General features: G+C 39.8%; 32 protein-coding genes. 1 reads left to right on the top strand and 31 read right to left on the bottom strand.

Annotated elements, in window-relative coordinates; genetic code table 11:
• Nucleotides 1-76: 76 nt before the first annotated feature.
• The 17 genes from CL181_RS12325 to CL181_RS12250 all read right to left on the bottom strand — a co-directional run bounded on the left by CL181_RS12325 (nucleotide 77) and on the right by CL181_RS12250 (nucleotide 12882).
• Entirely contained in the window at nucleotides 77-2140 is a 2064-nt protein-coding gene (locus tag CL181_RS12325; RefSeq protein ID WP_097299611.1) for a sodium-translocating pyrophosphatase, read from the bottom strand.
• A gap of 357 nt (nucleotides 2141-2497) precedes the next feature.
• Entirely contained in the window at nucleotides 2498-3544 is a 1047-nt protein-coding gene (locus CL181_RS12320; RefSeq protein WP_097299610.1) for a DUF4367 domain-containing protein, read from the bottom strand.
• A gap of 119 nt (nucleotides 3545-3663) precedes the next feature.
• On the bottom strand, nucleotides 3664-4122 hold the full coding sequence (locus CL181_RS12315; RefSeq protein WP_097299609.1) for a DUF2178 domain-containing protein: 459 nt from the start codon (nucleotides 4120-4122) through the stop codon (nucleotides 3664-3666).
• Nucleotides 4123-4378: 256 nt separating this feature from the next.
• The gene (locus tag CL181_RS12310) at nucleotides 4379-4822 is read right to left on the bottom strand and encodes a hypothetical protein (protein ID WP_097299608.1); all 444 of its coding nucleotides are present in this window, start codon (nucleotides 4820-4822) and stop codon (nucleotides 4379-4381) included.
• Between the two features lie 21 nt (nucleotides 4823-4843).
• Nucleotides 4844-5641 carry a DUF1673 family protein gene (locus CL181_RS12305; RefSeq protein WP_097299607.1) on the bottom strand — a complete coding sequence of 266 codons (798 nt, stop codon included), beginning with the start codon at nucleotides 5639-5641 and terminating at the stop codon, nucleotides 4844-4846.
• The gene (locus CL181_RS12300; protein ID WP_141398897.1) at nucleotides 5638-5916 is read right to left on the bottom strand and encodes a hypothetical protein; all 279 of its coding nucleotides are present in this window, start codon (nucleotides 5914-5916) and stop codon (nucleotides 5638-5640) included. The genes CL181_RS12305 and CL181_RS12300 overlap by 4 nt, the downstream gene beginning before the upstream one ends.
• A gap of 87 nt (nucleotides 5917-6003) precedes the next feature.
• Nucleotides 6004-6573 carry a DUF1673 family protein gene (locus CL181_RS12295; RefSeq protein WP_097299605.1) on the bottom strand — a complete coding sequence of 190 codons (570 nt, stop codon included), beginning with the start codon at nucleotides 6571-6573 and terminating at the stop codon, nucleotides 6004-6006.
• Nucleotides 6574-6630: 57 nt separating this feature from the next.
• Nucleotides 6631-6801 (bottom strand): hypothetical protein, encoded by a 171-nt coding sequence (locus CL181_RS20470; RefSeq protein ID WP_176505205.1) that lies wholly within the window; start codon nucleotides 6799-6801, stop codon nucleotides 6631-6633.
• 34 nt (nucleotides 6802-6835) lie between these two features.
• Nucleotides 6836-7351 (bottom strand): DUF1673 family protein, encoded by a 516-nt coding sequence (locus CL181_RS12290; protein WP_097299604.1) that lies wholly within the window; start codon nucleotides 7349-7351, stop codon nucleotides 6836-6838.
• A 14-nt stretch (nucleotides 7352-7365) separates the two neighbouring features.
• Complete coding sequence (locus CL181_RS12285; protein ID WP_097299603.1) at nucleotides 7366-7812, bottom strand: DUF1673 family protein; 447 nt, start codon at nucleotides 7810-7812, stop codon at nucleotides 7366-7368.
• A complete protein-coding gene (locus CL181_RS12280; protein ID WP_097299602.1) occupies nucleotides 7809-8507 on the bottom strand; it encodes a hypothetical protein in 699 nt (232 codons plus the stop codon). Before CL181_RS12280 ends, CL181_RS12285 begins: the two co-directional genes overlap by 4 nt.
• Complete coding sequence (locus CL181_RS12275; RefSeq protein WP_097299601.1) at nucleotides 8504-9238, bottom strand: DUF1673 family protein; 735 nt, start codon at nucleotides 9236-9238, stop codon at nucleotides 8504-8506. The genes CL181_RS12280 and CL181_RS12275 overlap by 4 nt, the downstream gene beginning before the upstream one ends.
• Nucleotides 9235-9936, bottom strand: a complete 702-nt coding sequence (locus CL181_RS12270; RefSeq protein WP_097299600.1) for a DUF1673 family protein — start codon at nucleotides 9934-9936, stop codon at nucleotides 9235-9237. The genes CL181_RS12275 and CL181_RS12270 overlap by 4 nt, the downstream gene beginning before the upstream one ends.
• Nucleotide 9937: 1 nt before the next feature.
• Entirely contained in the window at nucleotides 9938-10711 is a 774-nt protein-coding gene (locus CL181_RS12265; protein WP_097299599.1) for a hypothetical protein, read from the bottom strand.
• A gap of 13 nt (nucleotides 10712-10724) precedes the next feature.
• Nucleotides 10725-11723: a hypothetical protein gene (locus CL181_RS12260; RefSeq protein ID WP_097299598.1), complete on the bottom strand. Its 999-nt coding sequence runs from the start codon at nucleotides 11721-11723 to the stop codon at nucleotides 10725-10727.
• The gene (locus CL181_RS12255) at nucleotides 11720-12439 is read right to left on the bottom strand and encodes a DUF1673 family protein (RefSeq protein ID WP_097299597.1); all 720 of its coding nucleotides are present in this window, start codon (nucleotides 12437-12439) and stop codon (nucleotides 11720-11722) included. Before CL181_RS12255 ends, CL181_RS12260 begins: the two co-directional genes overlap by 4 nt.
• Nucleotides 12436-12882, bottom strand: coding sequence for a hypothetical protein (locus CL181_RS12250; RefSeq protein WP_097299596.1), 447 nt, complete (start codon nucleotides 12880-12882; stop codon nucleotides 12436-12438). Before CL181_RS12250 ends, CL181_RS12255 begins: the two co-directional genes overlap by 4 nt.
• 150 nt (nucleotides 12883-13032) lie before the next feature.
• Between CL181_RS12250 and CL181_RS12245 the strand changes: the two genes are divergently transcribed.
• Entirely contained in the window at nucleotides 13033-13599 is a 567-nt protein-coding gene (locus CL181_RS12245; protein ID WP_097299595.1) for a hypothetical protein, read from the top strand.
• A 37-nt stretch (nucleotides 13600-13636) separates the two neighbouring features.
• On the opposite strand, the gene CL181_RS12240 is transcribed toward CL181_RS12245, so the two are convergent.
• From CL181_RS12240 to CL181_RS12185, 14 genes are all read right to left on the bottom strand, one after another.
• Entirely contained in the window at nucleotides 13637-14827 is a 1191-nt protein-coding gene (locus CL181_RS12240; RefSeq protein WP_097299594.1) for a hypothetical protein, read from the bottom strand.
• On the bottom strand, nucleotides 14796-16013 hold the full coding sequence (locus tag CL181_RS12235) for a hypothetical protein (RefSeq protein WP_097299593.1): 1218 nt from the start codon (nucleotides 16011-16013) through the stop codon (nucleotides 14796-14798). Before CL181_RS12235 ends, CL181_RS12240 begins: the two co-directional genes overlap by 32 nt.
• 9 nt (nucleotides 16014-16022) lie before the next feature.
• On the bottom strand, nucleotides 16023-16433 hold the full coding sequence (locus tag CL181_RS12230) for a hypothetical protein (RefSeq protein WP_097299592.1): 411 nt from the start codon (nucleotides 16431-16433) through the stop codon (nucleotides 16023-16025).
• Nucleotides 16430-16705, bottom strand: coding sequence for a hypothetical protein (locus tag CL181_RS12225; RefSeq protein ID WP_141398896.1), 276 nt, complete (start codon nucleotides 16703-16705; stop codon nucleotides 16430-16432). Before CL181_RS12225 ends, CL181_RS12230 begins: the two co-directional genes overlap by 4 nt.
• Before the next feature lie 3 nt (nucleotides 16706-16708).
• The gene (locus tag CL181_RS12220; RefSeq protein ID WP_097299590.1) at nucleotides 16709-17521 is read right to left on the bottom strand and encodes a hypothetical protein; all 813 of its coding nucleotides are present in this window, start codon (nucleotides 17519-17521) and stop codon (nucleotides 16709-16711) included.
• Between the two features lie 20 nt (nucleotides 17522-17541).
• Nucleotides 17542-18345 carry a PLDc N-terminal domain-containing protein gene (locus tag CL181_RS12215; protein WP_097299589.1) on the bottom strand — a complete coding sequence of 268 codons (804 nt, stop codon included), beginning with the start codon at nucleotides 18343-18345 and terminating at the stop codon, nucleotides 17542-17544.
• Between the two features lie 90 nt (nucleotides 18346-18435).
• Nucleotides 18436-18612 (bottom strand): hypothetical protein, encoded by a 177-nt coding sequence (locus CL181_RS20465; protein ID WP_176505204.1) that lies wholly within the window; start codon nucleotides 18610-18612, stop codon nucleotides 18436-18438.
• Between the two features lie 169 nt (nucleotides 18613-18781).
• Nucleotides 18782-19294, bottom strand: coding sequence for a hypothetical protein (locus CL181_RS12210; protein WP_097299588.1), 513 nt, complete (start codon nucleotides 19292-19294; stop codon nucleotides 18782-18784).
• A gap of 15 nt (nucleotides 19295-19309) precedes the next feature.
• A complete protein-coding gene (locus CL181_RS12205; protein ID WP_097299587.1) occupies nucleotides 19310-20191 on the bottom strand; it encodes a hypothetical protein in 882 nt (293 codons plus the stop codon).
• Nucleotides 20192-20307: 116 nt separating this feature from the next.
• Nucleotides 20308-20481, bottom strand: a complete 174-nt coding sequence (locus CL181_RS12200; protein WP_141398895.1) for a winged helix-turn-helix domain-containing protein — start codon at nucleotides 20479-20481, stop codon at nucleotides 20308-20310.
• Between the two features lie 48 nt (nucleotides 20482-20529).
• Nucleotides 20530-21102, bottom strand: a complete 573-nt coding sequence (locus CL181_RS12195; RefSeq protein WP_097299586.1) for a TIGR00730 family Rossman fold protein — start codon at nucleotides 21100-21102, stop codon at nucleotides 20530-20532.
• Nucleotides 21103-21477: 375 nt separating this feature from the next.
• Nucleotides 21478-21639, bottom strand: a complete 162-nt coding sequence (locus tag CL181_RS20460) for a hypothetical protein (RefSeq protein ID WP_176505203.1) — start codon at nucleotides 21637-21639, stop codon at nucleotides 21478-21480.
• Between the two features lie 25 nt (nucleotides 21640-21664).
• Nucleotides 21665-22612 (bottom strand): hypothetical protein, encoded by a 948-nt coding sequence (locus CL181_RS12190; RefSeq protein WP_097299585.1) that lies wholly within the window; start codon nucleotides 22610-22612, stop codon nucleotides 21665-21667.
• Complete coding sequence (locus CL181_RS12185) at nucleotides 22602-23342, bottom strand: PGF-CTERM sorting domain-containing protein (RefSeq protein WP_097299584.1); 741 nt, start codon at nucleotides 23340-23342, stop codon at nucleotides 22602-22604. The genes CL181_RS12190 and CL181_RS12185 overlap by 11 nt, the downstream gene beginning before the upstream one ends.
• Nucleotides 23343-23349: the final 7 nt, after the last annotated feature.

The raw sequence follows: 23349 nt of genomic DNA, 5'->3' as shown, positions 1-23349 counted from the left end.
GGTATTTTTTTTTAATAGGATAAAAAAAATATATTAATAGGGCCATGCGGCTAATCCGCCACATGCCCTCCTTACTTTAACCCATCAAACTGTATTTCAATATCAGCGCTGCGAACAATATTGCCACGATATTCATGACTTTTATCAATGGGTTGATAGCCGGTCCTGCTGTGTCTTTTGTAGGGTCGCCAACTGTATCGCCTACAACTGCCGCCGCATGCGTTGGGTTCTTGCTGCCGTCAGGCAGTCTCTTTCCGCCAAGGTTTCCTGATTCTATGTATTTCTTGGCATTATCCCATGCCGCTCCTCCTGTTGTCATCATAAGAGCAAGAAGAAGTCCTGAGATAATAACACCAATAAGGAGACCTCCCAGTGCAACCGGTCCAAGGACGAAACCTACCAGGAGGGGAGAAAGTACTGCAAGAAGGCCGGGTATTATCATTTCTTTCTGGGCTGCAATGGTAACGATATCTACACAGCGTCCGTAATCCGGTTTTGCCGTTCCTTCCATGATACCTTTTATTTCCCTGAACTGGCGCCTGATTTCTGTAACTATGGTAGTTGCTGCCCTTCCAACAGCTCCCATAAGGAAGCTTGCGAAAAGGAATGGTATCATGCCGCCGATGAGCAATCCGACTAATACCATCGGGTCTGAAAGCTTGAGTTCTAACGGGCTTCCACGCAGTTTTGTTATCTCGCTGCTATAGGCTGCATAAAGCGCAAGTGCGCCTAATGCTGCTGAACCTATGGCATAACCTTTGGTTACTGCTTTTGTTGTGTTGCCAACTGCATCGAGAGGGTCTGTAATATCCCTTACTTCTTTAGGCAATTCCGCCATTTCAGCTATCCCGCCTGCGTTATCTGTTATAGGGCCATAAGCATCAATAGCAATTATTATTCCTGTGACTGAAAGCATGGCCGCCGCTGCTATTGCAATGCCATACAAACCAAGGGTAGGATCTGCCACGCCGCCCATTATTAAATATGAGGATAGAATACCCACACATATTACGATCACAGGCATTGCAGTGCTCTGAAGACCAATTGCAAGACCGGTAATAACGTTTGTTCCAGGGCCTGTTACTGATGCGTTGGCAATCTGCCTGACAGGGCTGTACTCAGTTGCAGTATAATATTCTGTTATAAGTATCATTGCCGCAGTCACGCCAAGGCCAATAAGAGCGCATACGAATAAGCGGATATCACCATTCATCATCTGCCCGGTGATCACATAGAACAATATCAACGATATTATTCCTGCAACGATCGCTCCGTTATACATTGCACCCATTATATTTCCGGATTTTCCGAGTTTTACGAAAAATATACCGATTATTGAAGCAATAATGGCTGCTGCTCCAAGAGTTAACGGATAAATGACCGCATTCGGATATTTATCGATCACAGTAACACCGATAAGCATTGCACCAAGAGCTGTTACTGCATAAGTTTCAAAAAGGTCTGCTGCCATTCCTGCGCAGTCGCCTACATTATCTCCGACATTGTCTGCAATAACCCCGGGATTGCGGGGGTCGTCCTCAGGAATACCTGCTTCTACTTTACCTACAAGATCTGTTCCTACATCTGCGGCTTTGGTAAAAATGCCGCCTCCTATCCTTGCAAAAAGGCTGATAAGTGAAGCGCCAAAACCGAATCCCACGATTTTATCTACGGCATCAGCTTTACCGCCAAAGGCTATGAACAGTCCGCTGACACCAAGAAGCGCAAAGCTTGCTACAGATATCCCTGTTACAGCGCCGCCCTTAAAAGCCACATCAAGGGCTTTTTTCATTCCTTCTTTAGCGGCATTGGCACAGCGCACATTGGCCCGGACAGATATGTTCATGCCCAGGTATCCTGCTGCTGCCGACATTACCGCCCCAAGGACAAATGCCAGAGCAGTGGGTGTATTTATTGCAAAATTGATGACGATAGTAAGTATGACCGCGATCACTGCGACGGTCTTATACTGCCTGTTCAGGTAGGCCATGGCGCCTTCCTGTATGGCTGCTGCGATTTCTTTCATTTTGTTTGATCCGGCATCAAGTTTCATAATATACAAAACAAGATATACGGCAAATATTAAACCAATAATTCCCGCAAGCGGGGCTGAATACAACATTAAATTCGTAATGTCCATAATTCCTCCTATATTGCTCCGCCAAGTTAGTTCTAACTATATATATTATTTACCTTTGATGAGCTGGCTTTAAGGAGCGAATTTTTAAGGCATTTATTTATTAGCAGGTGTAAAATCTGTTGATGTTTGTTGGAATCATAAAACCGCAGATACGAATGCAGATACGCTATCACAAATACGCGTTTATCGGCGTCCCGATTACCCTTCGGGAGCGGGAATCCACGTCGGTTGCTACACCAGCCGATTGCATGCGTCGATTGCGTGCACACGTATGCCCGCAGTCATACGTGTCTACGCCATTCCGGGGCGCGACTCGGAATCTGAGATTTCTTATTTTCAAATATAAAAAGCAAAGGGTCATTTTATCGACCCCGCTACTTTGATCATTTCTTCTTTGCTTAACTGGCTGGAAAGCACTAATCCAAGCTTGCCATTGTTCCATATCAGTATTTTGGTTTCACCAAATCCTGATATTATTTTCCCTTGTGCACCATTAATGTTGACTTTCTCGACTTCGCCCATATCCGGCGAAGGATTTGATTCATCCTGGAGTGTCTCGGAAAGCGAAAGTATCTGAGAACCTTTCTTATATTCCAGCGACACAGTTTCCATAGTTTCAAATTTGAACACTGTGCTGCTGTTGAATGTAAAACCCTCTGGCAGATAAGAAGGCACAAGGATTGTGAAATTTACCTCTTTCCTGGCTTCCTCAAGTGTCATTTGTTTGGGCGGCGCCGGACGCTCTTTTGTAACCACCTTTGCGCCCTCAGGTATCTTGAATTCGAATTCACTATCGGGTATGCCGATGTTGAATTTTATGTCCCGATATTCCATTGAAGTCATGAGCTTATCATTCTTATCAAACACCTCTGTCTTGAGAGGCATCCAGTTTTCACTGTCCACCAGCATATTATAATGCATGCCCATCATACTGCCGTTCTTTGGCGATGCTTTGATATTATATACACTTCTCCCTTCAAATTTTTCTGTGCCCTGGTAAGATATGTCAGTCTGGTTCAGGATTTCCTTAATAGACTGGGTGTAATCCTGCTCAGAAAGATTGGCAAATTCAGGCATATCCATCCTGGTTACCTCATTTTTCCCAGGGTCATAACTCCATATAGTCTTGCCGTCATTGACCATGACCTGGCCAGCCATCTCGCCAGGCTCAAGATATTCAATCCTGCTCTTATCAGGCATCTTGTTCATCATTTTTGCTTTTGCCATCTCGCTCTTGCCCCCAAATTCTGAGGCGATTACCATAGTGGCTGAATAGTCTTTGATACTATCCTGTTTCGCTTTCATCTGCTGTGCGATCTGCTCGGCAGACATGTTTGCAGTACATCCCGATATAAGGGATATTATAATTACTGCGAGCAGAACTATTCCTGTTCTTTTAATCATATATTTCCTCCTTTGTTATTTTTGTCAGAAACGCGACCCAATCCCGTTTTTTATCACGTTAATAACCGCAATATTCCAGCATTCCAATAATTTTTAAAATACCTTATATTTTCCGAATTTCATTCAATATCACCCTTTTTAACAAAATAGTAGACAAATATAACCCACGAATATATTCCGATATGTGCAAGTATAAAAGGCATCCACGAATAATTCCTGGCTGCCAGCAAAAAATTGTTTGCCCCGGACAAACTGTTTATCCCGCCTAAATTGCCTGCCCCACTCAATAAGATCAGGCATCCCACAAGAATCAGAAATGCATATAAGCTCGCCTTTTCGGCAGCTCTTCTGGTTCGTTCATCGCCCACAGCTCCTGTTCCTGGCATTGATAGAAAAAGCGAGGCAGTTATGATGAAGTCAAATGAGAGAATGATGTCAATAATTACGTTTTGGCTATATGACGGTCTTCCTCCTAAAATTTCCGGATTTCTTCCCAAAGTTATCTGGATTATTGAAATTACTAAGGATACAAACCCAAGAACGAGGATCAAATACCACCCTTTTCTGAAGTTGTTCATTCTATCAAACCTCTAAATGTTAGTTATATATAACATTATGTTAGGTATATACAACTATTTAAAACTTTCTTTTTCATTAAAATGATTATTCTAATCACCAAAATTTCTATTTCTGGCCTTCTCTATCAGATCAGCTATTTGCCCGGCATTAGTTGTGTGTATCGTCATTTTATTAACAGATGGATGCGGCAAAAACCGTATCCGGATATTTGACACGGACTTTGATACCGAGTACATCTGATAACCAAAACCAAAACTAACAATTATCCACATCAGGCTCCCAATGATTTTTACCCGGGGCGCCCCATCTATTAAATTCAAAAGTCGAACCCATAAGAGGGCTAAGTATAGTTTTTACCTTTATGCTTCTGTCACTAATTTCAATACCTGCTTTTGAAACAATGAGTTGGAGCAGCACCACGGAAAGTAATATCAGATAAACTGAATATGATTCGAAAAAGAAACTGAACCTGAGGAAATAAAGGAGAATTAAGATCAATACTATTGGTATACTAATTACAGTCTCTTTTGTTATTCCCATAAAATAGGCATCCTTCAGCAGAATTGGACTGAATAATGGCGGTTTTGAATAGAAATCCATTTCCGGGATTTCGATCTCCCTCTGCATGGTGATTTTCCTGTTCATGTTCGCGTTCGGGCACCAGCCCAGCCATAACCTTATTTTCTTAAATGCATTCATAACAATTTCTCCTCTATTTGATTACCTGTCAAGCCCGATCATTACCGCTGCCCCAATTATCGATAAGACAACAATAAGTGCCACGAATATGAGGAAACCTTTCCGATCCATTCTTTTCAGATAATCAGGTTCTTCAAATCCCATCCACTTTGACAGAACCACAAATACCAGCATAACTGCTTCAAGAGTTAAGATGCCTTTTATGAGGGGCATCAGAGGTAACTGCAATGCATAATATCGAATAAGGACGAAGGCAGATGCTGCTGCAACGAAGAGCATCATCTTAACACCTGTGGGGCGGTTAAGTTCGAATATTTTCCCAAGTTTTGAGGCTATGTATAAGATGATAAGAATCCATATGCTATGAAGCACAGGGTGTTGAAGTGAGAAATAAAGATATACCGCGTAAATTGCAATCAAGATAGCCAATTCTCTGAACGGTTTGGTATTTTCAAAACAGTATATTATGGGGCTCAGTGTATTCTTCCTGTACAAGACCATGATTACAAAAAAGGCAAAGGTTACGATCGGCGCCAGGAAAAATGTATCAGTCAGGTCTGCTTTGATATAACCATACTTGATCAACGACCCGATGCCAATAAACGTATAGAATAAAACAGCAATCGAGCGCAACAGTTCTTCCTTAACGATGTAATCCCATTCGAATAACGATCCAAATGACTTCCCAGATGCATCGCCCCCGCCTTCTGGCTTACTGGCAAAACTTTCTCCAGAAGGAGGCTCGCTGGTTTTTGTATCTGCAACAGGGCACCAGCCCATCATTTTTTTAATTACTTCAACCGTATCTCTGGAATTCATAATAAATTATTTCCTTTATGAATAATTTTCACATATACGAAAATGCCTAACATTGTCCAAACAACAATTGATGAAAAAAATAAGGATACGCTAAACCACAAGAGACCATTATACAAATCTATGCCGGACACGAATAAAATCCCGGAAAACAAAAGCGACAGCAAGCTTACAAGAAAAATACCGTAAGATAAATCATTTATTTTTTTAAGATACTTTCTGTTCCTGACTTCTTCAATAACCTGTTTGCTTACCTGTTCCCTAAAATCGACTATCATATTACGCAGCCTTCCCAGAATATCCACTAATTTTAATATTCAGGCACCAGCCAATTGTTTCTCGTACGGTTTCTTCAAAAATAATCATTAATCTGCCCCTAATTTATTTACTATTTCTGTTGGATTATCCACATAAATATTGACTTCCCTATTCGTTCTTGAGGTTATTTTCAGGTAATTCTCATACTTTGACCTGATGTACCATTTATAGGTCAGGACTATGACAAATATCAATATTGTGGATTCTGCAAAAGCCATAGCGATGAAATATAAAAATGGATCTCTTTCTAAGACGCGGGATAATGTATCTATCATATTCATTAACCAGAAAATCAATCCTATTATCACAAGTGATGTTATCGCCCAGCGGAATCTATGGTTAGGATTCTTCAGGACTTCAATTTTCAGAATGCTCTCTTTTGATATTTCAACACGCTTAAAGATCGTTCTTTTAATAATTATTGCATTTGAAATTAACTCTATTGTGATTCTATCCTGGACAAATAATATCACAGAGGTAAGAAGAATTGACAAAATTGACAAAACAAAAAAAAATGAAGGGAATGGGAGAACCAGGCCGGCAATTAAAAAACCGAAATATGCTGCACAACCAGTAATTATAACATTAGAAAACTGATAGTCGGTGAGTGTTTTCATTGTTTTACCATCATTCTTTTTACTTTATCCACGATATTCACCGGCAATTCAATCACGTTATCCCTTCTTTTTATCACAAAATGCAACCAGAACTAATGTTGCGACAGGGCCAAAAAATATTGAAAGAAGGAACCAGTTGATACCGCTCCTGTTCTTCCCCTGTGCGATTCCCGCATTGATCAATGCAAGAGTTCCCCATCCAATTGCGTATCCGGATGTTGCGCTCATATAAATGTGCCACCTATTGCCTGTTTATTTAGAATCACTTGCTACCACCTGTATCAACTGCATAAAAAGATGTTTTCTCAACTATAAGCATCTTCCTGTTTTTCCGTTCCCAGTAGATCACCTCAAGGTATTGTGTCCAGACAAACAAAATGAAACCTGAAAGAGTGGCATAAATACCACTTATTCGGAGATCGGTCTTTGCTGCGATGAAGCCAACAATTAGAATTACTGCTATCATAAACCCAAATATTAAACCATAGATTATGCCTGCCAGGAAATTATCAGGATCATATCGCCCATATGAAATGTAATAAGTCATTGCCAGTAACGTAAGGACAACTGCGTTCAGTAAGATCCTGTTGTGATATTTGTTCCAAAATCCTGCGGTAGTATAAGTTAATTCCCTGCCACTATCAGGCGCTGTCATGTCATCGAACTGCACGGATTTTCCTGCTTCCATCATGCTCACACTCGGGCACCAGCCTGGAACATGCTTAATTGTTTCAATATTCAATCCTACCACCTTTTCTTCATGAACATTTCCTGGCATACACTTTGCTCCCTCTACGAAAACCAGCCAGCAAACAAAAAGAGCCTGACCAGTGCGTTGAAAGTCATAATTACTCCAAGAGCCGCAAACAGAAGATGGATTATCTTTCGTCCCATTGGATGACTGCTTTTTGCGGTTAGTCCTGCAATGGCGCCTACTACGGCAGATGTGGCAGTGAAGAAACCTATCCACTGCTCTGCTGTTTTAGGGATATGGGAAGGATTAAGAAGAGTAAAAATGAGGGAGCCGTCAATCAAAGCAACAAAGGCAATGGGCAAATCCAGCATACCAAAAATCCTGCTCAGCCATAGAACAGTGACTTCCACTGAAGGAGGACGGGTCCTAACAATATTTCCGTTATCGATGCTTTCTAATTGTACTTGTACTGTTTTTCTTGACGCCACGCTTGTATTCGGGCACCAGCCCGTCATTTTCCTGATATTCTCGATAAATGCGGTCATTCCTTCCTCCTTTCACAACCCGGCATACCCTGGACAATATATTTCAATTTCAAAAAGTCATGCTCATTGCGAGGATAAAGCAAAATGTATCTTCCACCAGCGTTCATTCTGATCATATCCGGATAATTCGATATGCGGATAGTGGCATATAATGTATATGCAAAGCCAAAAATTGCAATAAGGAACAATATATTCATGACAGAGTCTGGCATGGCAACCACAAAATAAATCGACAGCAATATCATCACCACTAACGAAACCAGGCTTCGCAGCTTATGCCTGTTTCCGTAGTTTTCAAATATTTCTATGCTTTTGATGCTACTTTTAGGAATTACGGTATCACCTAAAATCGGCGTGGTGATTTTCAATGTTTCACTGCCAATAGATAATTTTGTATGGAAAAAAACGATAAGCAAAGCAATCAGGATAGAAGACACAGGTATAAAATATCGATATGTACCTGCCCATGCACTGCCGATTATAATTAAACCCGCAAAACCCAGAATAATAGCCCAGATGCGCCAGTCAAACATTTGCAGCGGTACATCCATATCCTCATTAATGGAATTATTATTAGTATGGATCTTACTTCGAGAGGCATAGTCTGAAATAAACTCATCTTCACTCCTGTAGACAATTTTTTCCTGCGGGCACCAGCCCATGATTTTTCGGATATTTTTTATGAAAGCTGTCATTGAACCACCTTCAGTTCACTTTTCAGTTCCTGCAGATTATTGGTATAGAATGTAACTTCGCGATTTTTTGTCGTTATTTTGAGAAAAGCCGGGTTGTATGATCTGACCAGGTAATGGTAGGAAATCACAAAAAGAAGTAAACTTGTCATCGGCATGGAATAGACATCAATAACTTTCACTATTAGAGGAGACGATTTCATTATGTTCAGGTAAATAGCGATTAAATTATGTCGGATTATTAATAACAATGCAAAAAAGGCCAATGGCAAAAAGAACCATCGCATTCTGTACATGGAATTCTTAATGATCTCGGTTTTTAAAATGGCATTTCTTTGTATTGTGATGGGCCTTAACAGAGGTCTGTGGATAATTATACAATCATGTGCAAACTCCACAGATGTTCTATTCTGAAGAAGTAATATTATAAGGGCAAAATAATATATCGAAATTGGGATTATATCTATAACAGAGTATTTGTTCCTGATGGTCATAAATATAAAAAAAATAAAAAAAATGATCGTGGCAGGCATTAAAATACTTATTATACCGGCATCACGCGAACTATCTACAAGGATTTTTACCCGACCACGATCATATTCTGGCACCTTATTTTGTGAATAAATGGCATTCATGTTCGTCTTGTTCATATTATCCAGGTGCGTGAAATCAAAATCTTTTTGCGGGCACCAGCCCATCATTCTTTTGATATTTTCTGTAAAATTGCCCATCATTTCTCCAACTCCCCCTTAAGAATATTAAACTCAGATTCATTTCTTGGGTAGAGGGTGATGCTATTTGTAGTTTCTATCTTGATGGCTTTTGGATAATGCGACCTGCGAATATTTCTTTGAAGGGGCGATATGAGTAAAAAAATCAAAAAAATAGGCATAACAAAACTAAATACCATCTCTTCCAGAGGCGTTGAACGTATTATCTTGCGGTATAAAGTCAGTACTTGCAGAAAAATGAATAGCATGATAAAGATAATTAAGAAAATATTTATCCATCTATGTTTGTAAATAGAATTGTCGATAATTTTTATGCAATTTATATTTTGTTTTGGAATATTGACAGGTTTGAGGAGAGGTGTACTTATCTGTATCTTTTCATTGTCAATCGATATTTTGATCCGGTCAATGCTGATAAATAGTAAAATAAAGATAATATAAACCAGTACATAACCAGGAAATCCATTAAATAAATCAAAGAATATTGAAATAAAACCTGAAATACCCAGGGTTAATACAATTGAAAAAATGCGCCGGTCGAACATCTGGATCGGTACGTCCATGTTCTCAACAGGGTAATATTTGGACTGTCTCTTATCACTATGGGCGTAGTCTGTATTAAACACGCCTTTAACAGTGGGAAAATCTGTTTCCTGCGGGCACCAGCCCATCAATTTCCTGACCGATTTAAAAAAGACCATTTTAATTTGCACCCCTGTAATGTTCAATAGAAGCCTGTATTTCAGATGCTGTCGTCTCGTCTGTTATGATCGAATAATAGGATGTGTTCGCTAGTTCATACCATCTTTTATGTCGATTCTTGTCTTCATGCTGAATGTACAATTGTGTATTCAGATTATGATATTCCTTATCTTGCTTGTGTTTCACTAGCAAAAGCCAGGGCAATAGGCAAGCAATCGATAGGGTCAATTTCCAGTCTCCTGACTTCAATGAGTAAGTAAGCAACATAACAAGCATTGCAGCAAGAAGCAGTAACCCTATCACAATTAGTCCGATTGGAAGTTTAACGCCTTTTCTTATAGTTATTGATTTAACATTCCTATAATTTAGCAATACGTCCCTTAGCTCGAAATTTCTTAAATGCACACCGTTTTCATCAATTAAAATATGCGCCTTAAAAGTTATAGCCACAATGAGGTAAAGTAAGGATAATATTCCAACAAGAACTGGGATCAAGATTGCATAGTCCAGATTTCTGGCCACAGCCAATATCAAATTCAGACTGATCACAAGGCAAATAGTGAACAAGATATTGTTAGCAGAAAACATTACATTTTTGGATTGAAATTTTTCAACACGTGGTTTGCCAAGAGGTTCCTGCGGAAGGTGTGCAAAATCGACATTTCTGATATTTTCATGTATCACCGGATTTACATTCGGACACCAGCCCATAGTACGCTTAATTGCTTCGATATTCAATTTTACCACCTTTTCTTCATGAATATTTCCCGGCATACATTTTGCTCCTCTACGAAAGCCAGCCAGTGGACAAAAATAGCCTGGCCAGTGTGTTGAAAGTCATAATTACTCCAAGAGCCGCAAACAAAAGATGGATTATCTTCCGCCCCATTGAATGACTGCTTTTTGCGGTTAGTCCTGCCATAGCGCCTGCTACAGCAGATATGGCGGTGAAGAAACCTATCCACTGCTCTGCTGTTTTAGGGATATAGGAAGGATTAAGAATAGTAAAAATAAGGGATCCGTCAATTAACGCAATAAAGGCGATAGGCAAATCCAGTATACCAAAAATCCTGCTCAGCCATAAAACAGTGACTTCTGCTGTAGGAGGACGAATTCCAATAAAATTTTCATTATCGATGCTTTCTAATTTTACTGTTTTTCTGGAGGCTACACTTGCGTTTGGGCACCAGCCCATAGTACGCTTAATAAGTTCAACCAGGCCTGAACCTTCTGGAACTAACTTCTGTTCTCCATATCTTTTATTGAACCGTATGCTCAAAATGCTTGGAATCGAGGGGAACAATGCAAGAACAAACGCCCAGTCGATGCTCCACTCAAGCCTGTAATCTCCATAGAAAGAAAGTAGATAAATTATCGCTACAAATAACCCCGAAAGCAGGATTATGTTAAAATAGCAGAGTTTAGAGTATAATTTTTTAAAGACGGTAATATTATAAATCAGCATAACAGTGGCAATCGAAAACAGTGTGCTTGCAACTGATGATGTAATATCTGCTGAAAACTGACCGTGGTTTAGCGACAGATATGGGCTGTTGTAAAGATCAAAAGCTTGATAAACGCTCATCGGTAAAATAAACAAAGATGCAAATAGCAGAGCACAGATATGCCCGATTATTAATAAATCTAATTTCCATTTTTTAACCGATAAACCGGCATTTATTGGCTCTATCTCATATTCTACTAACCTTCTTTTTCGCTCTGCTATACTCTCATCCGGGCACCACCCCATCATTTTTCTAATATTCTCAACAAAAGTGCCCGTCATTTCTCTAATTCTCCTTTCAGAATATTAAACTCAGATTCATTTATCGGGTAGAGCGTGATGTTTTTTGTTGCAGTATCTATCCGGATGGTTTTTGGATACCTGGATCTGCGATTGCTTCGATAGAAACTTGATATAAGGATAAAAAACATGAACATCGAATTGGCAATATGTAATACTGCATCTTCCATGTCAGCAGACCGTATTATCTGGCCATGTAAACTCAGGACCTGGAAAAACCCGAGTATTAAAATAAGAATAATTAAAACTAAATTGACCCAACTGTATTTGTAGATAACATTGTCAATTGTTTTTATATCAGTTATATCATGTTTCAGGATATTGATGGATTCAAAGAAAGAAGTCTTTATAACCAGCTTTTCAGAATCAATCGATACTTTGTTCTTATCGGACAGATTAAAAAATGCAATAAAAGTAAAATAAAGCAATATGATGCCAAAATAACTTGCAGCGGTTCTATTTAAATAATTTACGAAAATTAAAATGAAGGCAGAAAAACCAAGAGCTAATATAATTGCAAACTTGCGCCAGTCAAACATATCAAGAGGTAAATTTACATTATTTGCTATTCCACTATTGGCTTGATCTTTATTGGAATTGCAAATCTTGCCACTTTCATGAACTTGCACAAACATTCTATCCTTTAATGGGCACCAGCCAATCGTTTTTCTTAAGATATAATCTATATTTATCGTCATGCCAATCCCCTCAACTTCTCAAAAAGCTCCTCAGCCAGCTTCGTGGGATCATCAGTTTTCTCAAGCTTAAGCTTCATCTCATCCGCAAAATCCCACAGCAGTTCAATACATTGTGCATATCTTGTACAGGCGCCGCAATTCCCTTCATGCTCGTACCATACCTGCATCCCATGCTTTGCAGATACGAAAATTATGGCGCTGGCATTAAAAGGCACGGAATGCCCGAACAGGATGCCTCGCTCCATGTTTATCTTCTCTACCTCTATCTGGTTAGCACGTGCCATCTCAAGAAGGGTTTTTTCTATTCTTTCATCCATCGTGAGGAGCGCCTTTGAAACAGCCTGTTTGGAGATATTGAAAAGGCGCGCTATGTCTATGCTGAGAATACCGCTGCGCCTCAGCCTCCAGAATTCAAACTGCTTGTCATTTAAAGGAAGGAACATGTGTCAATATATGAGTATTGACAATATAAAGATTATGACACATAACCTGGAAAAAATATAATTACAAATCCATTCGTAGTTTAAGAAAATCTTTTATGGGTTTGATACGTGGATGATTGAAATATATCTAATAGATTGGAGAGAGAAAAAATGAATAGTAAAATCAAATTTGCAATTATAGGAGTTATACTATCGGTTCTATTAGCGATTTTAATCCTGGTGATCATAAATTTCAGTTCAATGCAACCGCGACAAATGGAAATACTAAAGCCGCCACCTGCGCTCCTTAAAGTAGATGGGAATGAACAGATTTCAGGAATCGGCTCATATTGCTGGGATGAGGCAGATAAAGTCTTAGGAATAACAATGAGTTCAACATCTGTTTGTGCTGATTATGAAGGAATCCATACTCCAGTTGAGCCTCTGCGTTCCAGTTCTCCATTTGCGGCGCACCTTAGCCTTCCCCTTAATGAGCCTCCCCAGGAGTTACAACTCAAAGTCATTCAGGTTACAGATGAAGATGAAATAATCCGATCATTTGCAAATGATCGGGCATGGCATATAAAGGAAGGAAATTACTCTAACCTGACTCCAGAGCGTGAGTCGGATATAAATTTGTCGCTTCTGCCGGGGCTTTATGTAATTGAGGTCTACCCAAGATGGAAAGAAAAGGGAAGCGTAACCTATGGTTTCCTGGTAAATGTAAATGTGCAATAATCAGTATCTTAGTATATATTTTTGCAAAAATCGGTAATCATGGGTGGTCTGGCGGGAAATAACCACCTGATCCTCCGCTGGTGTTTGGGTGTATGAATATATAAACTGAAAATATCCAGATAATGAGAACAGCAAATAGGAGTAATAAAAGATAATATTGCCTGCTGTTTTCCCATGTTTCAATAAGTGTATCCCCTTTCCTTGTTCCTTTTTGATATACAAACGCTGAAATTATAAGCGCTGCAAATGAGGGCACGAATAAAGTATCTATTGCTGATAAAGATGTAACCAGCCTTACAAAAGATAATGCAGCCGAAGTATTTATCATGATTTTGTTATTCCTGAGGATTCCCGCGGCCCCGATAACAGAAAGAATAACCGGAAGCACATAACCGGGGCGGAAATCTTCACATATTCGGACGCTATCGGTTGATGTCTGAAAACTATAACAGCCGTCAACGATCAATACACGTTCAATGTACAACGTAGTGATTATTGCGACAAATATCGAAATACCGGCCAGGACAAACGCAATTTTTTTTATCTTTGAATCTATGATTTCTTTTTTGGTAGCTCTGATTATTCCACCCTGGTATGCAAAAGCAGAGAAAATCAGTAGCAGAGGTGATGCCAGGTACAGGGGATTCCGAGAAAGCAACATCAAAGAGATGGCAACGACCATGGAAAAAGCAGCAGATAAGCTCAAATAATTTTTATTTCCTAGTTTTATTCCAGCCAGCCCCATTATCGGAGGAAGAATAAGAGGCAAATAGAAGAATAACAATTCAGCTACCAGGAGAGGTGCAGAAAGCGATTTTTGCCCTGACGATTCGGATACTGCTATACCTATGGCGGCAATTAAAGATGCAAAAGCCGCCAGTTGTGCGGTTCTCTTTGCTTTTTCAGCCAGCTCTTCCTTTTTTGCCTCTCTTAAACAGACCATAACAGAGATAACCAGGATTATTGAAGAGGGTAAAAATAGCATACCAACTGACACTATGGTTAATATAGCCAGACAGAGTGATATGAGGGCAGATGCAATCAAAATCTCTTTGTTTTTCTTAAGTATCCCTATCAATCCCAGAAGAGGAATGAATACAAGGACTGCGAATGCAGGCGCCATGATGCGCTCTGCAATAAATAAAGCTGCAAATAACGATGCTATGAAAGACAGGCTCGCCAGTAATATCGCTGTATTAAGGAATTTGTTTAGCCGGTGCTTGTCCATATCCACTTTCTCCCGTAATACTGCTTGGCTGCACGAAAATATACACTCCGATAATCCAGAGAATCACGAAGACGAATAGTAGCAATAAAACATAATATTGCTTGTTATTTTGTGAAGCTTCTTCCATACCTTCTGCTTTCCTTATCCCCTTTTGGTAAACGAATGCCGAGATTATCAGCATCAGGAATGATGGCAAGAATAAAACCGCAATTTGCGATAAATACACAACCATTCGCACAAAAGATACTGCTGCCGATGAATAAAGCATGAGTTTATTTTCCCTGAGAATCCCGACGATCCCAATAAAGGAAAGGAGTACAGGAATCACATAGTCAGGGCGAAAATCACTGCATATCGTACCGCCGCTGGTCGATGATGTGTGGTAAGTATAGCAACCATCAGCAATTAATACGATTTCTGAATACAATGTTATGATTACGGCAACCAGCATGGATGCACCTGCCAAAACCAGTGCAGTTTTCTTAAACCCCGGATCAACTATTTCTATTTCTGTTTCGATTTCTTTTTTTATTTGCCTCTTGATTCCGCTTCCATATACAAATGCAGAGATCATCAATAACAATGTAGAGACCAGGAACATGGGTCTTCTCAGAAATATTCCCATAAATACTGCTAATACTATGGATATTGCAGCCGATGTGTTCAAAAAGTCCCGGTTTCCCCTGCTTATTCCTATCAATCCCAGTACGGGTAAGACTGACAGAAGTAAAATAAGGAATACGAATTCAATATCAGAAAGTATCCATTTTCCGGATGAAAACTTTACATAGAGCCACGATAATTCCACAATGCCTGCTGCAACGGCAGCAAATAAAGATGCGATCATTATTATTCTTGCAGTTCTTTTTGATGTTTTATCTACATCCACCTTTTCGAAACCACCCGGATACACGAAAGTTGAGATTAAAAGTGGTAAGGAAGAAATAAAAAATAGCCCGCCGACAGTCATTATGCCAAGGATCATGAGGGCAAGGGATATGAGCGCAGAGATAATCAAAACTTCTTTTTTCCTCAAAAGTATTCCGATTATTCCAAGGAGGGAAATGAAGGGGTAAATGACAACTACTGGAGAGTACTGGAAGGTCGTGATGTATGCCGAAACCAATAGCGATGCTGCGAAAGATAGACCTGCCAGCCATAATGCATTTTTCCGATTATTGTTCATTTTTATCACTTATCCTATACAATAGAAGCATGAGAAAACAAGATAAAGCCCTGCTATTAAAGTTAACACGAGGGTATAAGACACCCATTGACGATTTTGGAGAATTGCAAATGAAATCAGCCCTGAGGGAATAAGCGGCACTATGACCATCATGGCGAGCATACCAGAGTCTCCGAAAACCCGATCCATTTCGATAGAATCCAGAACAACCATTGACAGGAACGAAAAAATAATGCTATTCAACACCGCTATAAAAGTAATTACTCCTAAAGGAATTGCCCATTTCCCTTTATCGTGAGAATGAGCCATTTTCCTTAAGTTTACTCTTTCTATAACAATCCACACAATTAACAGGAATGGTATGAGAAGAAATAAAAACTTCTCTATTTGTCTATGCAACATCTCACTTGTACCTATCATTTTTCATCTCTCCCATTTGGTTTAATTCTATGTGGCCTGAACAATGTTAATATAATGGCTATGAGAACAATGAAAAATAGAATAAGAACCATGATTCCCATAATTAATCCAAAAAACTCAATGATTCTTAGAGCAGCCAAATATATGGGTACATCAGCATAATTTCTAATTCCCTTAATGTATATATATAATGCAGAAGTTAATAACAGAACCCAAAATAATATTCCTGCCGCATTGCCAATCCTATTATTTGACATTACTATTACCTTCAAAATTCATTTGTTCTCCTCAGGTTCACTTACTTTGGTTTTGTTAAAGGTCCTTAAGGCAGCACCTGCTAAAAGAACGATGGCGCCTATAAAAGGTAGGAAACCTGCACTGAATATTAACGATATTGAAAGAGCCAGGACAAGAATGCTGCCGAGCCATGCCATAAGTGCGCTTCGATAACAGCCTATAGCAGCAACTGTTGCTCCAAGAATAAGATACAGGTAAAAAGGCTGATAAGCGCCCTGCCATGTTGTTTCCGCAATATGAGTTGCAGGATAATAGCGAATTCCGGCTATCATTTCAAAATAGAATAAAAGAGAGGGCGCTGCTACCAGTATATACCCAGGTAAACCGTAAACTTTAGGATTTCTCAATAGATGTACAAACCGCCATTTTTTATTGATTAAGTAACCAATAGACAGAACAGGAAAAACAAATACAATAAAACACGTAGCAAGAGCAGATATCAAAATAATCCATGATGCAAAGGGTATGATATCTGTGAAGCTGCCATCTGTGGCATGAAAACCATCATCTGATCGTACAGTTATGTTAGATTCTCTAACTGGTATGTTAAAAATTGTGTAGTGAATGATTTTTATTTCCCATTCGGAATCGTATCTTATAAGGCTTTTAACACTAAATCTCTGGATAGGACCTAACTCAACATCGGCGTCATCCACCGCCGTTTCTATCATTTCTTTTTCTTCTCCAATGTATCCCGAATAGTCATCCGGAAGGTAAACCGGAGACAGCATCCAAAGGAATGATAGAATAAAAATAATTGTCGCTAACTTTCTATTTCCAGGGTCTTTCAAGCTTATATCATCTCCTCTGATTACCGCGACAAAGTAAAATTAACGCGGTTGCTTGTGCCATTTTGATTGACAACATAGACAGGATATGTTTGAGTACCGGATTTAAAGAGGATACCTATTGCAGGACATGCTGTAACTGGATTTGTTTCAGGCAGAGGAAATGCGCATGCACTTAACACTTCTGGTATTACGAATTCAATAGTTTTGCCGTCACGGGATACAAGGTTGTTAATGTAACCGACTTTAAATGTCCCGGGGCTGTCCTCAGGTTCCAATCTAAAGGCGACGTTATTGTCTCTGGCAGTGAAACCTGTACCAGTGAGAACAACTTTTGTTCCGATAGTACCGGTATCGGGTTGAATTGCCATGGTAGCCGGAATTGTGGTCGCATTCGATGGCAATGTTTGATTAATCGGAGGCAATACTGGTGTTACTTTGGGAGTAAGTGATATTGTTGGAATTTCAATGGATTGTGGTAATTTACCTGGAGGATATGGCTCGATAGAAACAGTACTTCTTGTATTTACCATGAGACCACTGGCTATTAAAATTACAATGATAGCCAGGGAAGCAAGTAGAGCAATACCAATAATCCTATCCTCATGTGAATCCGTTTTTTTAATAAGGAAATAATAGATCACTGCCCCGATAACCCCTGTAAGAATTATAACCAGGATCCAGATGAGCCGGGCATTATTTCCACCGAATTTGAACATATCATCCCGCCTCTTCAGGCAATCTATCAGCATCCAGAGCCATAAAACGATCAATAAAACAAGCACCGGGATAAAGAGAAACAGGATGACCTCACTTGCACCTATCATTTTTCATCGCTCCTTGTGATTTTCAATTCAATAGTAGCACCCAAAATAATATTCCTGCTGTTTTGTCTTCCATAGGATATTTGTCAAATTTCATTTTTTAAATTCTTTATAGAATATTAGCATCGAAGCGGACAATGAAAGACTCCATAAGAACAATAAAAATATTGGGATATCAGGGCCGCCTATCATTTCTCCGAGGATCTTTACCATTGGATAAAAACCCAGTACCACCAGGGGCAGTGCAAGCTTTCCAGTTACTTCAACCATTTGTATCTCTTTTTATGGGTTTAATTTATTTTTTCTGAACCGTTTTATTATTTTCACGGTAGCATACCTTATATATTTTCTGTGACAATCCACTACAAATCTTAACATGAAATAGTGGAAGCTGCTATTCAACTACTGTTTAATCGGACCTTTTCCTGTAGTATTGTTTTTATCTCAATCTTACCAGGTTTGTCATGCCATAGCTCTTTCGCTCTATAAAATTCCTTTTTTCCAGGTTATCCAGGGTGCGGGTCACCTTCGGTCCGTTAAAACCGGAGAGAGCCACCAGGTCTTTCTGGAGCATTTCTCCGCCTGCATCAAGGATTTCTCTGTAGATTTTATGTTCATCCTCTTTAAGAGCATCCAGAACCATTCGCCACTTTTCGTTTTTATCTTCTTCTACTGGTTTTGATTCAAATGATAGCTGTTCTGGATACCCTCTCCATCTGCCTGCTAACAGATACATGATTGTTGTGCCCAAAACAAAAGAGCTAAACGTACTCAGCAGCAGGTCTGAGTACGTGAAGAGCTTCGCAGGTCTCTCAATGACTACGGTACTTCCATTCATCACAAGATTTAGTTCAGGACTGCTTCCGAGAAGCTTGTTTGTCAGGACGAAGCTTGCTATAACCAGTACGATAATTGCTGCCACAAACCTCTGGTTTTGTTTTTTAATCTCCATGAAAGGTCAGTCCTGTTAATTTTCGGGTTTAATGGGCACTGTCTTAGGTTTTATGTACCATTTTCTCTCTTCCACATTTCTATCGATATAATATTCGTCTTTAGATTCAGAACTCCCCTCATATTTTATGATCCCGGATATTTTTGCATTGTTGCCTACAATATCTATGACGACCTCAACAGACTCCCGAGGCCATGGATTGTATGCGCCATATGCATATAACACGAGAATATTCGTATCATAAGTGATGTTGGTACCACCATATCTGTATCCAGCCTCATTAATCAGGTCTATTTGCTTCTTATTCTCATGTGCGCTCATGTCCACAATTGCAGGATTTATAATTCGTGCCCTCTTCACACCGTCCAATGAAGCCTCGATTATCGAATCCTGTATGGTTATTGTGTAATACCTTGGAGGCCATTCCGCAGTTCCTGGTTTCCAAGGCATCTTTTTGCTACCCTCGACAGGGGTTACAAAATTATATAATAAAATGCTTTTTTCTCCGTTTTTAATCGGATGGTTAGTGAATAATGTATAATTCTCGTAAGTGTCGGGCTCTGATAGAAGCACCCACAGCCGCACAATATCATAGACAGGACTCTGTGTACCTTGATAATCAAAGCCGGTATTCTGAGCCTTGATAACACGCGGAATAAGCTCGTTTGGTTTATAACCCTCGTCTATCATAGTATCTATTGCTATTTTTGTCGCAACTTTTCCCATATCCGAGTTAACATCTACATTGTACTGCCGGAATTTGTACGTATTTTCGTAGTAGTATATCCCTGCAATAACTGCTCCTGCAAGTACAGCGCCGAGTATTGCAAATACCAATCTTTTACCTGTCAGCATCTTTTTTCCTCTAATTCCTTCATCTTTTTGTTCTTCATTCATATATGTCACCTCATTAAGTCAAAGGATGAAAGAACCAAAATAAGTTGCCTGCAATTACCATGAAATCCATTTCATAATGGATTGCTTAAATGCTGAAATCACACGCTGTGGTGGTCTTAAATAATATTGGAATGATGGTATGGTCTTGAGATGCCAAGTTCCTCCGAGATTTCCCTTGCATACTTCTCCTGCACTGCTATTGCTTTTAGTATGCAGAGGCGCTGCTCGTTCCCGAGGAATCCGGGCAGCTTTGAAAGCTCCGGAATGGAGTTGATTGTGAACCTTAACATGTGTTTGTTATTATTTACATATGTTTCCCATAATAACCAACCATACTTTCAAAACCATTTGCCTGGTAATTGTTTCGGTACATAGTGTTTTATATAATCTATCGCAGCATCAGCAGATTTTGAGATATAATACAGTTCTTTATACTCTTTTTTCGCAAAATTCTCCTGATACCCTGTTTCAAATTGGGCTATCAAATTATCGTAATAACTATTCGTATTGATAAAAACAATCGGTTTATTATGAAGCTGGAGCTGCTTTAGGGTGAGTATCTCGATAATTTCTTCGAGTGTCCCAAAACCGCCGGGCAGCGCAATAAAAGCATCAGATTTCGATTCAATGATTTCCTTCCGGTCACGTAAATTATTTGATACAATTAATTCATCAGCTTCTTGATAGACTATGCCCTTTTCCACTAATGACTCAGGGATCACGCCGGTAACCCTGGCTCCGTGGTTCTGCGCGGTTCTCGCGACAACGCCCATCAATCCGACATCTGCGCCGCCGAAGATCAAACCAAAACCTTCCTGACCGAGTCTTTTTCCCAATTCTATAGTTGTATCACGGTACACAGAATTTACCGCTGAACTTGATGAACTGAAGACGCAAACTGTTTTGATCATATTTTCACTTTTCCAATATGCTAATTAACATCACTTTTCTGCAACAAATGGTCTGAACACAATATAGTTTTATCGCAGTACAATAGGGGCAAGAGCGAATGCATATCAGTCAGATAGGAATATATAAATATCTCTATATTTGGTTCAGTGTGCAGAGTCCTGAAATTATTTCGCCAGGATTTTTCTTCGAATTACAAGTCATCAGAGCCAATGGTGAAGATGACTAACCGGAAGATCAAGTTAGGAATCGATTGGGTATCAAAAAGGGTGAAACCGTTGATGAGGTAGCCAGTACATTTGATTTATCTTCAAGACGAATATAGCAATTGGTGAAAATCTTAACAGAAAAAGATAGTAAAGCAAGCATACAGTGAATCATTTTTTGGTGCTAGAATCTTCCATCAAAAGGTATTCTGTTTCCGTAACTCTTGTTCCGGGTATGCCTGCAAAAAAGAAATAAAGCGTGGGACTGGCTGCTACAAGGATTAATCCAAGCAAGCCGTAGAGTGTGGGATTGCGCCAGAGCGGTGCTACCATACATTTACTCCATTTTTCCAGTGTCTTATCTTGATACTGTAAAGTTTACACTATTGCTCGTGCCATTTTGATTAACAATAAATATAGGATATGTTTGAGTCTTCTTCCCGGATTTAAAGAATATGTTTATGTCAGGACATACCGTAACCGGGGCTATTTCATGTAGAGGAAATGCACACACATCTAACAATTCAGGCATTACGAATTCAATAATCCTGCCGTCATGGGATACAAGGTTATTAATGTAACCAATTTTAAAGGGAGCAGAGCTATTCTCAGGTTTCAACCTTAAGGCGATATTATTATCTTTGGCAGTAAAACCTGTACCCGTGATAACTACTTTTGTTTCTATAGTTCCAAAATCGGGTTGAATTGATATGATAGCAGGTCTGGTATCCTTCGATGGCAGTGTTTGATTAACTGGAAATACAGGTACAGGTGTTGCAGGAGCCACTCCTGTACCATTAGCCTGCACTTCCACCAGGAAGCCGTAGCTTGCTGAACCCTCCTCTTTCCACCAGGAGGCAACGTATAGAACGTAAAGACCGGGCTCAAGCGGCAGCTCTATATCCGTCTCATGCTCAAGAGGTAGAGTGAAGCGTTCTCCCTCATTAATTCTCCACCAGCGCCAGCCGCGCCCATTAAAAGCAAGTTCATCCTTTTCTGTAACCTGAACGACGCTGAACTGCAACTCATAAGGTGGTTCCTGAAGAGGCAAACGCAGATGTGCTGTAAAAGGCGAGCTTGCAATCAGCGGTTCCTGCGCTGTCGGAAGACCTATCATATCTGCGCATAGAGCATTCCATGTATCCGTCCAGCAATAGCTGCCTATCCCTGAAACCTGCTCTTTCCCGTCTATCTCAAGGATCGCAGGTGGCGGCTCTATTTCTTGTTGGGATATCAAATATCCGCTTATTATAATTAAAATTACAGTTATAATTCCCATGATTAAAATTTTGATCTTAGTTTTCATTTTTTTCCCTCCGCATCATTACAACCAGCAAACCGGTTAAGGCCATTAAAACACCGAATCCAGGCGCCTTCGGGCTTGCCTGCGCCGCTGGTGATGAAGGTGCTTCCAGGTACTCTTCTGCCATGGCATCAACCGTAATCACCCTGACTGTATCAGGTAATCGTATCTCTCCTTTTTGTAAAGCGTCATCAAAGCGGCTCTTATCAGCTTTAGCCACATATAACTTAACACTGTTCTCATGTACATCGATTTCTGACTGTACGCGTATACCTAAAGCACCGACAGAAGATGACGCATCTGCTTGATCCCTTTGGAGGTTCGCCAACGACACATTTGCGGGGCGCACCTCAACAATGTCGGTTAACTCTGGATACTTCTTCAAGTACGGTCTGATTATCTCTTCACTATCACGAGTGAACTGCACAACAACCTTGAATTCCGGAGTGTGCTCAACCCAAAGTCCAGCAAAGGTTCCGGTCTCATTCTTGCTCAGTTCCCCATCCAGTTTCCCCGCAATATCTTGAAGTTGGAATCGGCGGAGAGCTTCCTCAGTACTAACATTATTATTTGACGCATATATTTGTGCATCATACAACACTGGATCCTTATTATCCAATGCAGGTTTTCCACTACTATCCTGCCCTTGAGCATTCACAACTATAAATACCCCCAGCAGTATCAAAACTAATACAAGGACAACTGAGGAAACACATTTTAAATTTTTATACATTTGTTTT

It is taken from the genome of Candidatus Methanoperedens sp. BLZ2, assembly GCF_002487355.1.
In the GTDB taxonomy this organism is placed as follows: domain Archaea; phylum Halobacteriota; class Methanosarcinia; order Methanosarcinales; family Methanoperedenaceae; genus Methanoperedens.
The sequence above is the reverse complement of the archived record's forward strand: the minus strand, read 5'-3'. Positions and strand labels throughout refer to the sequence as shown.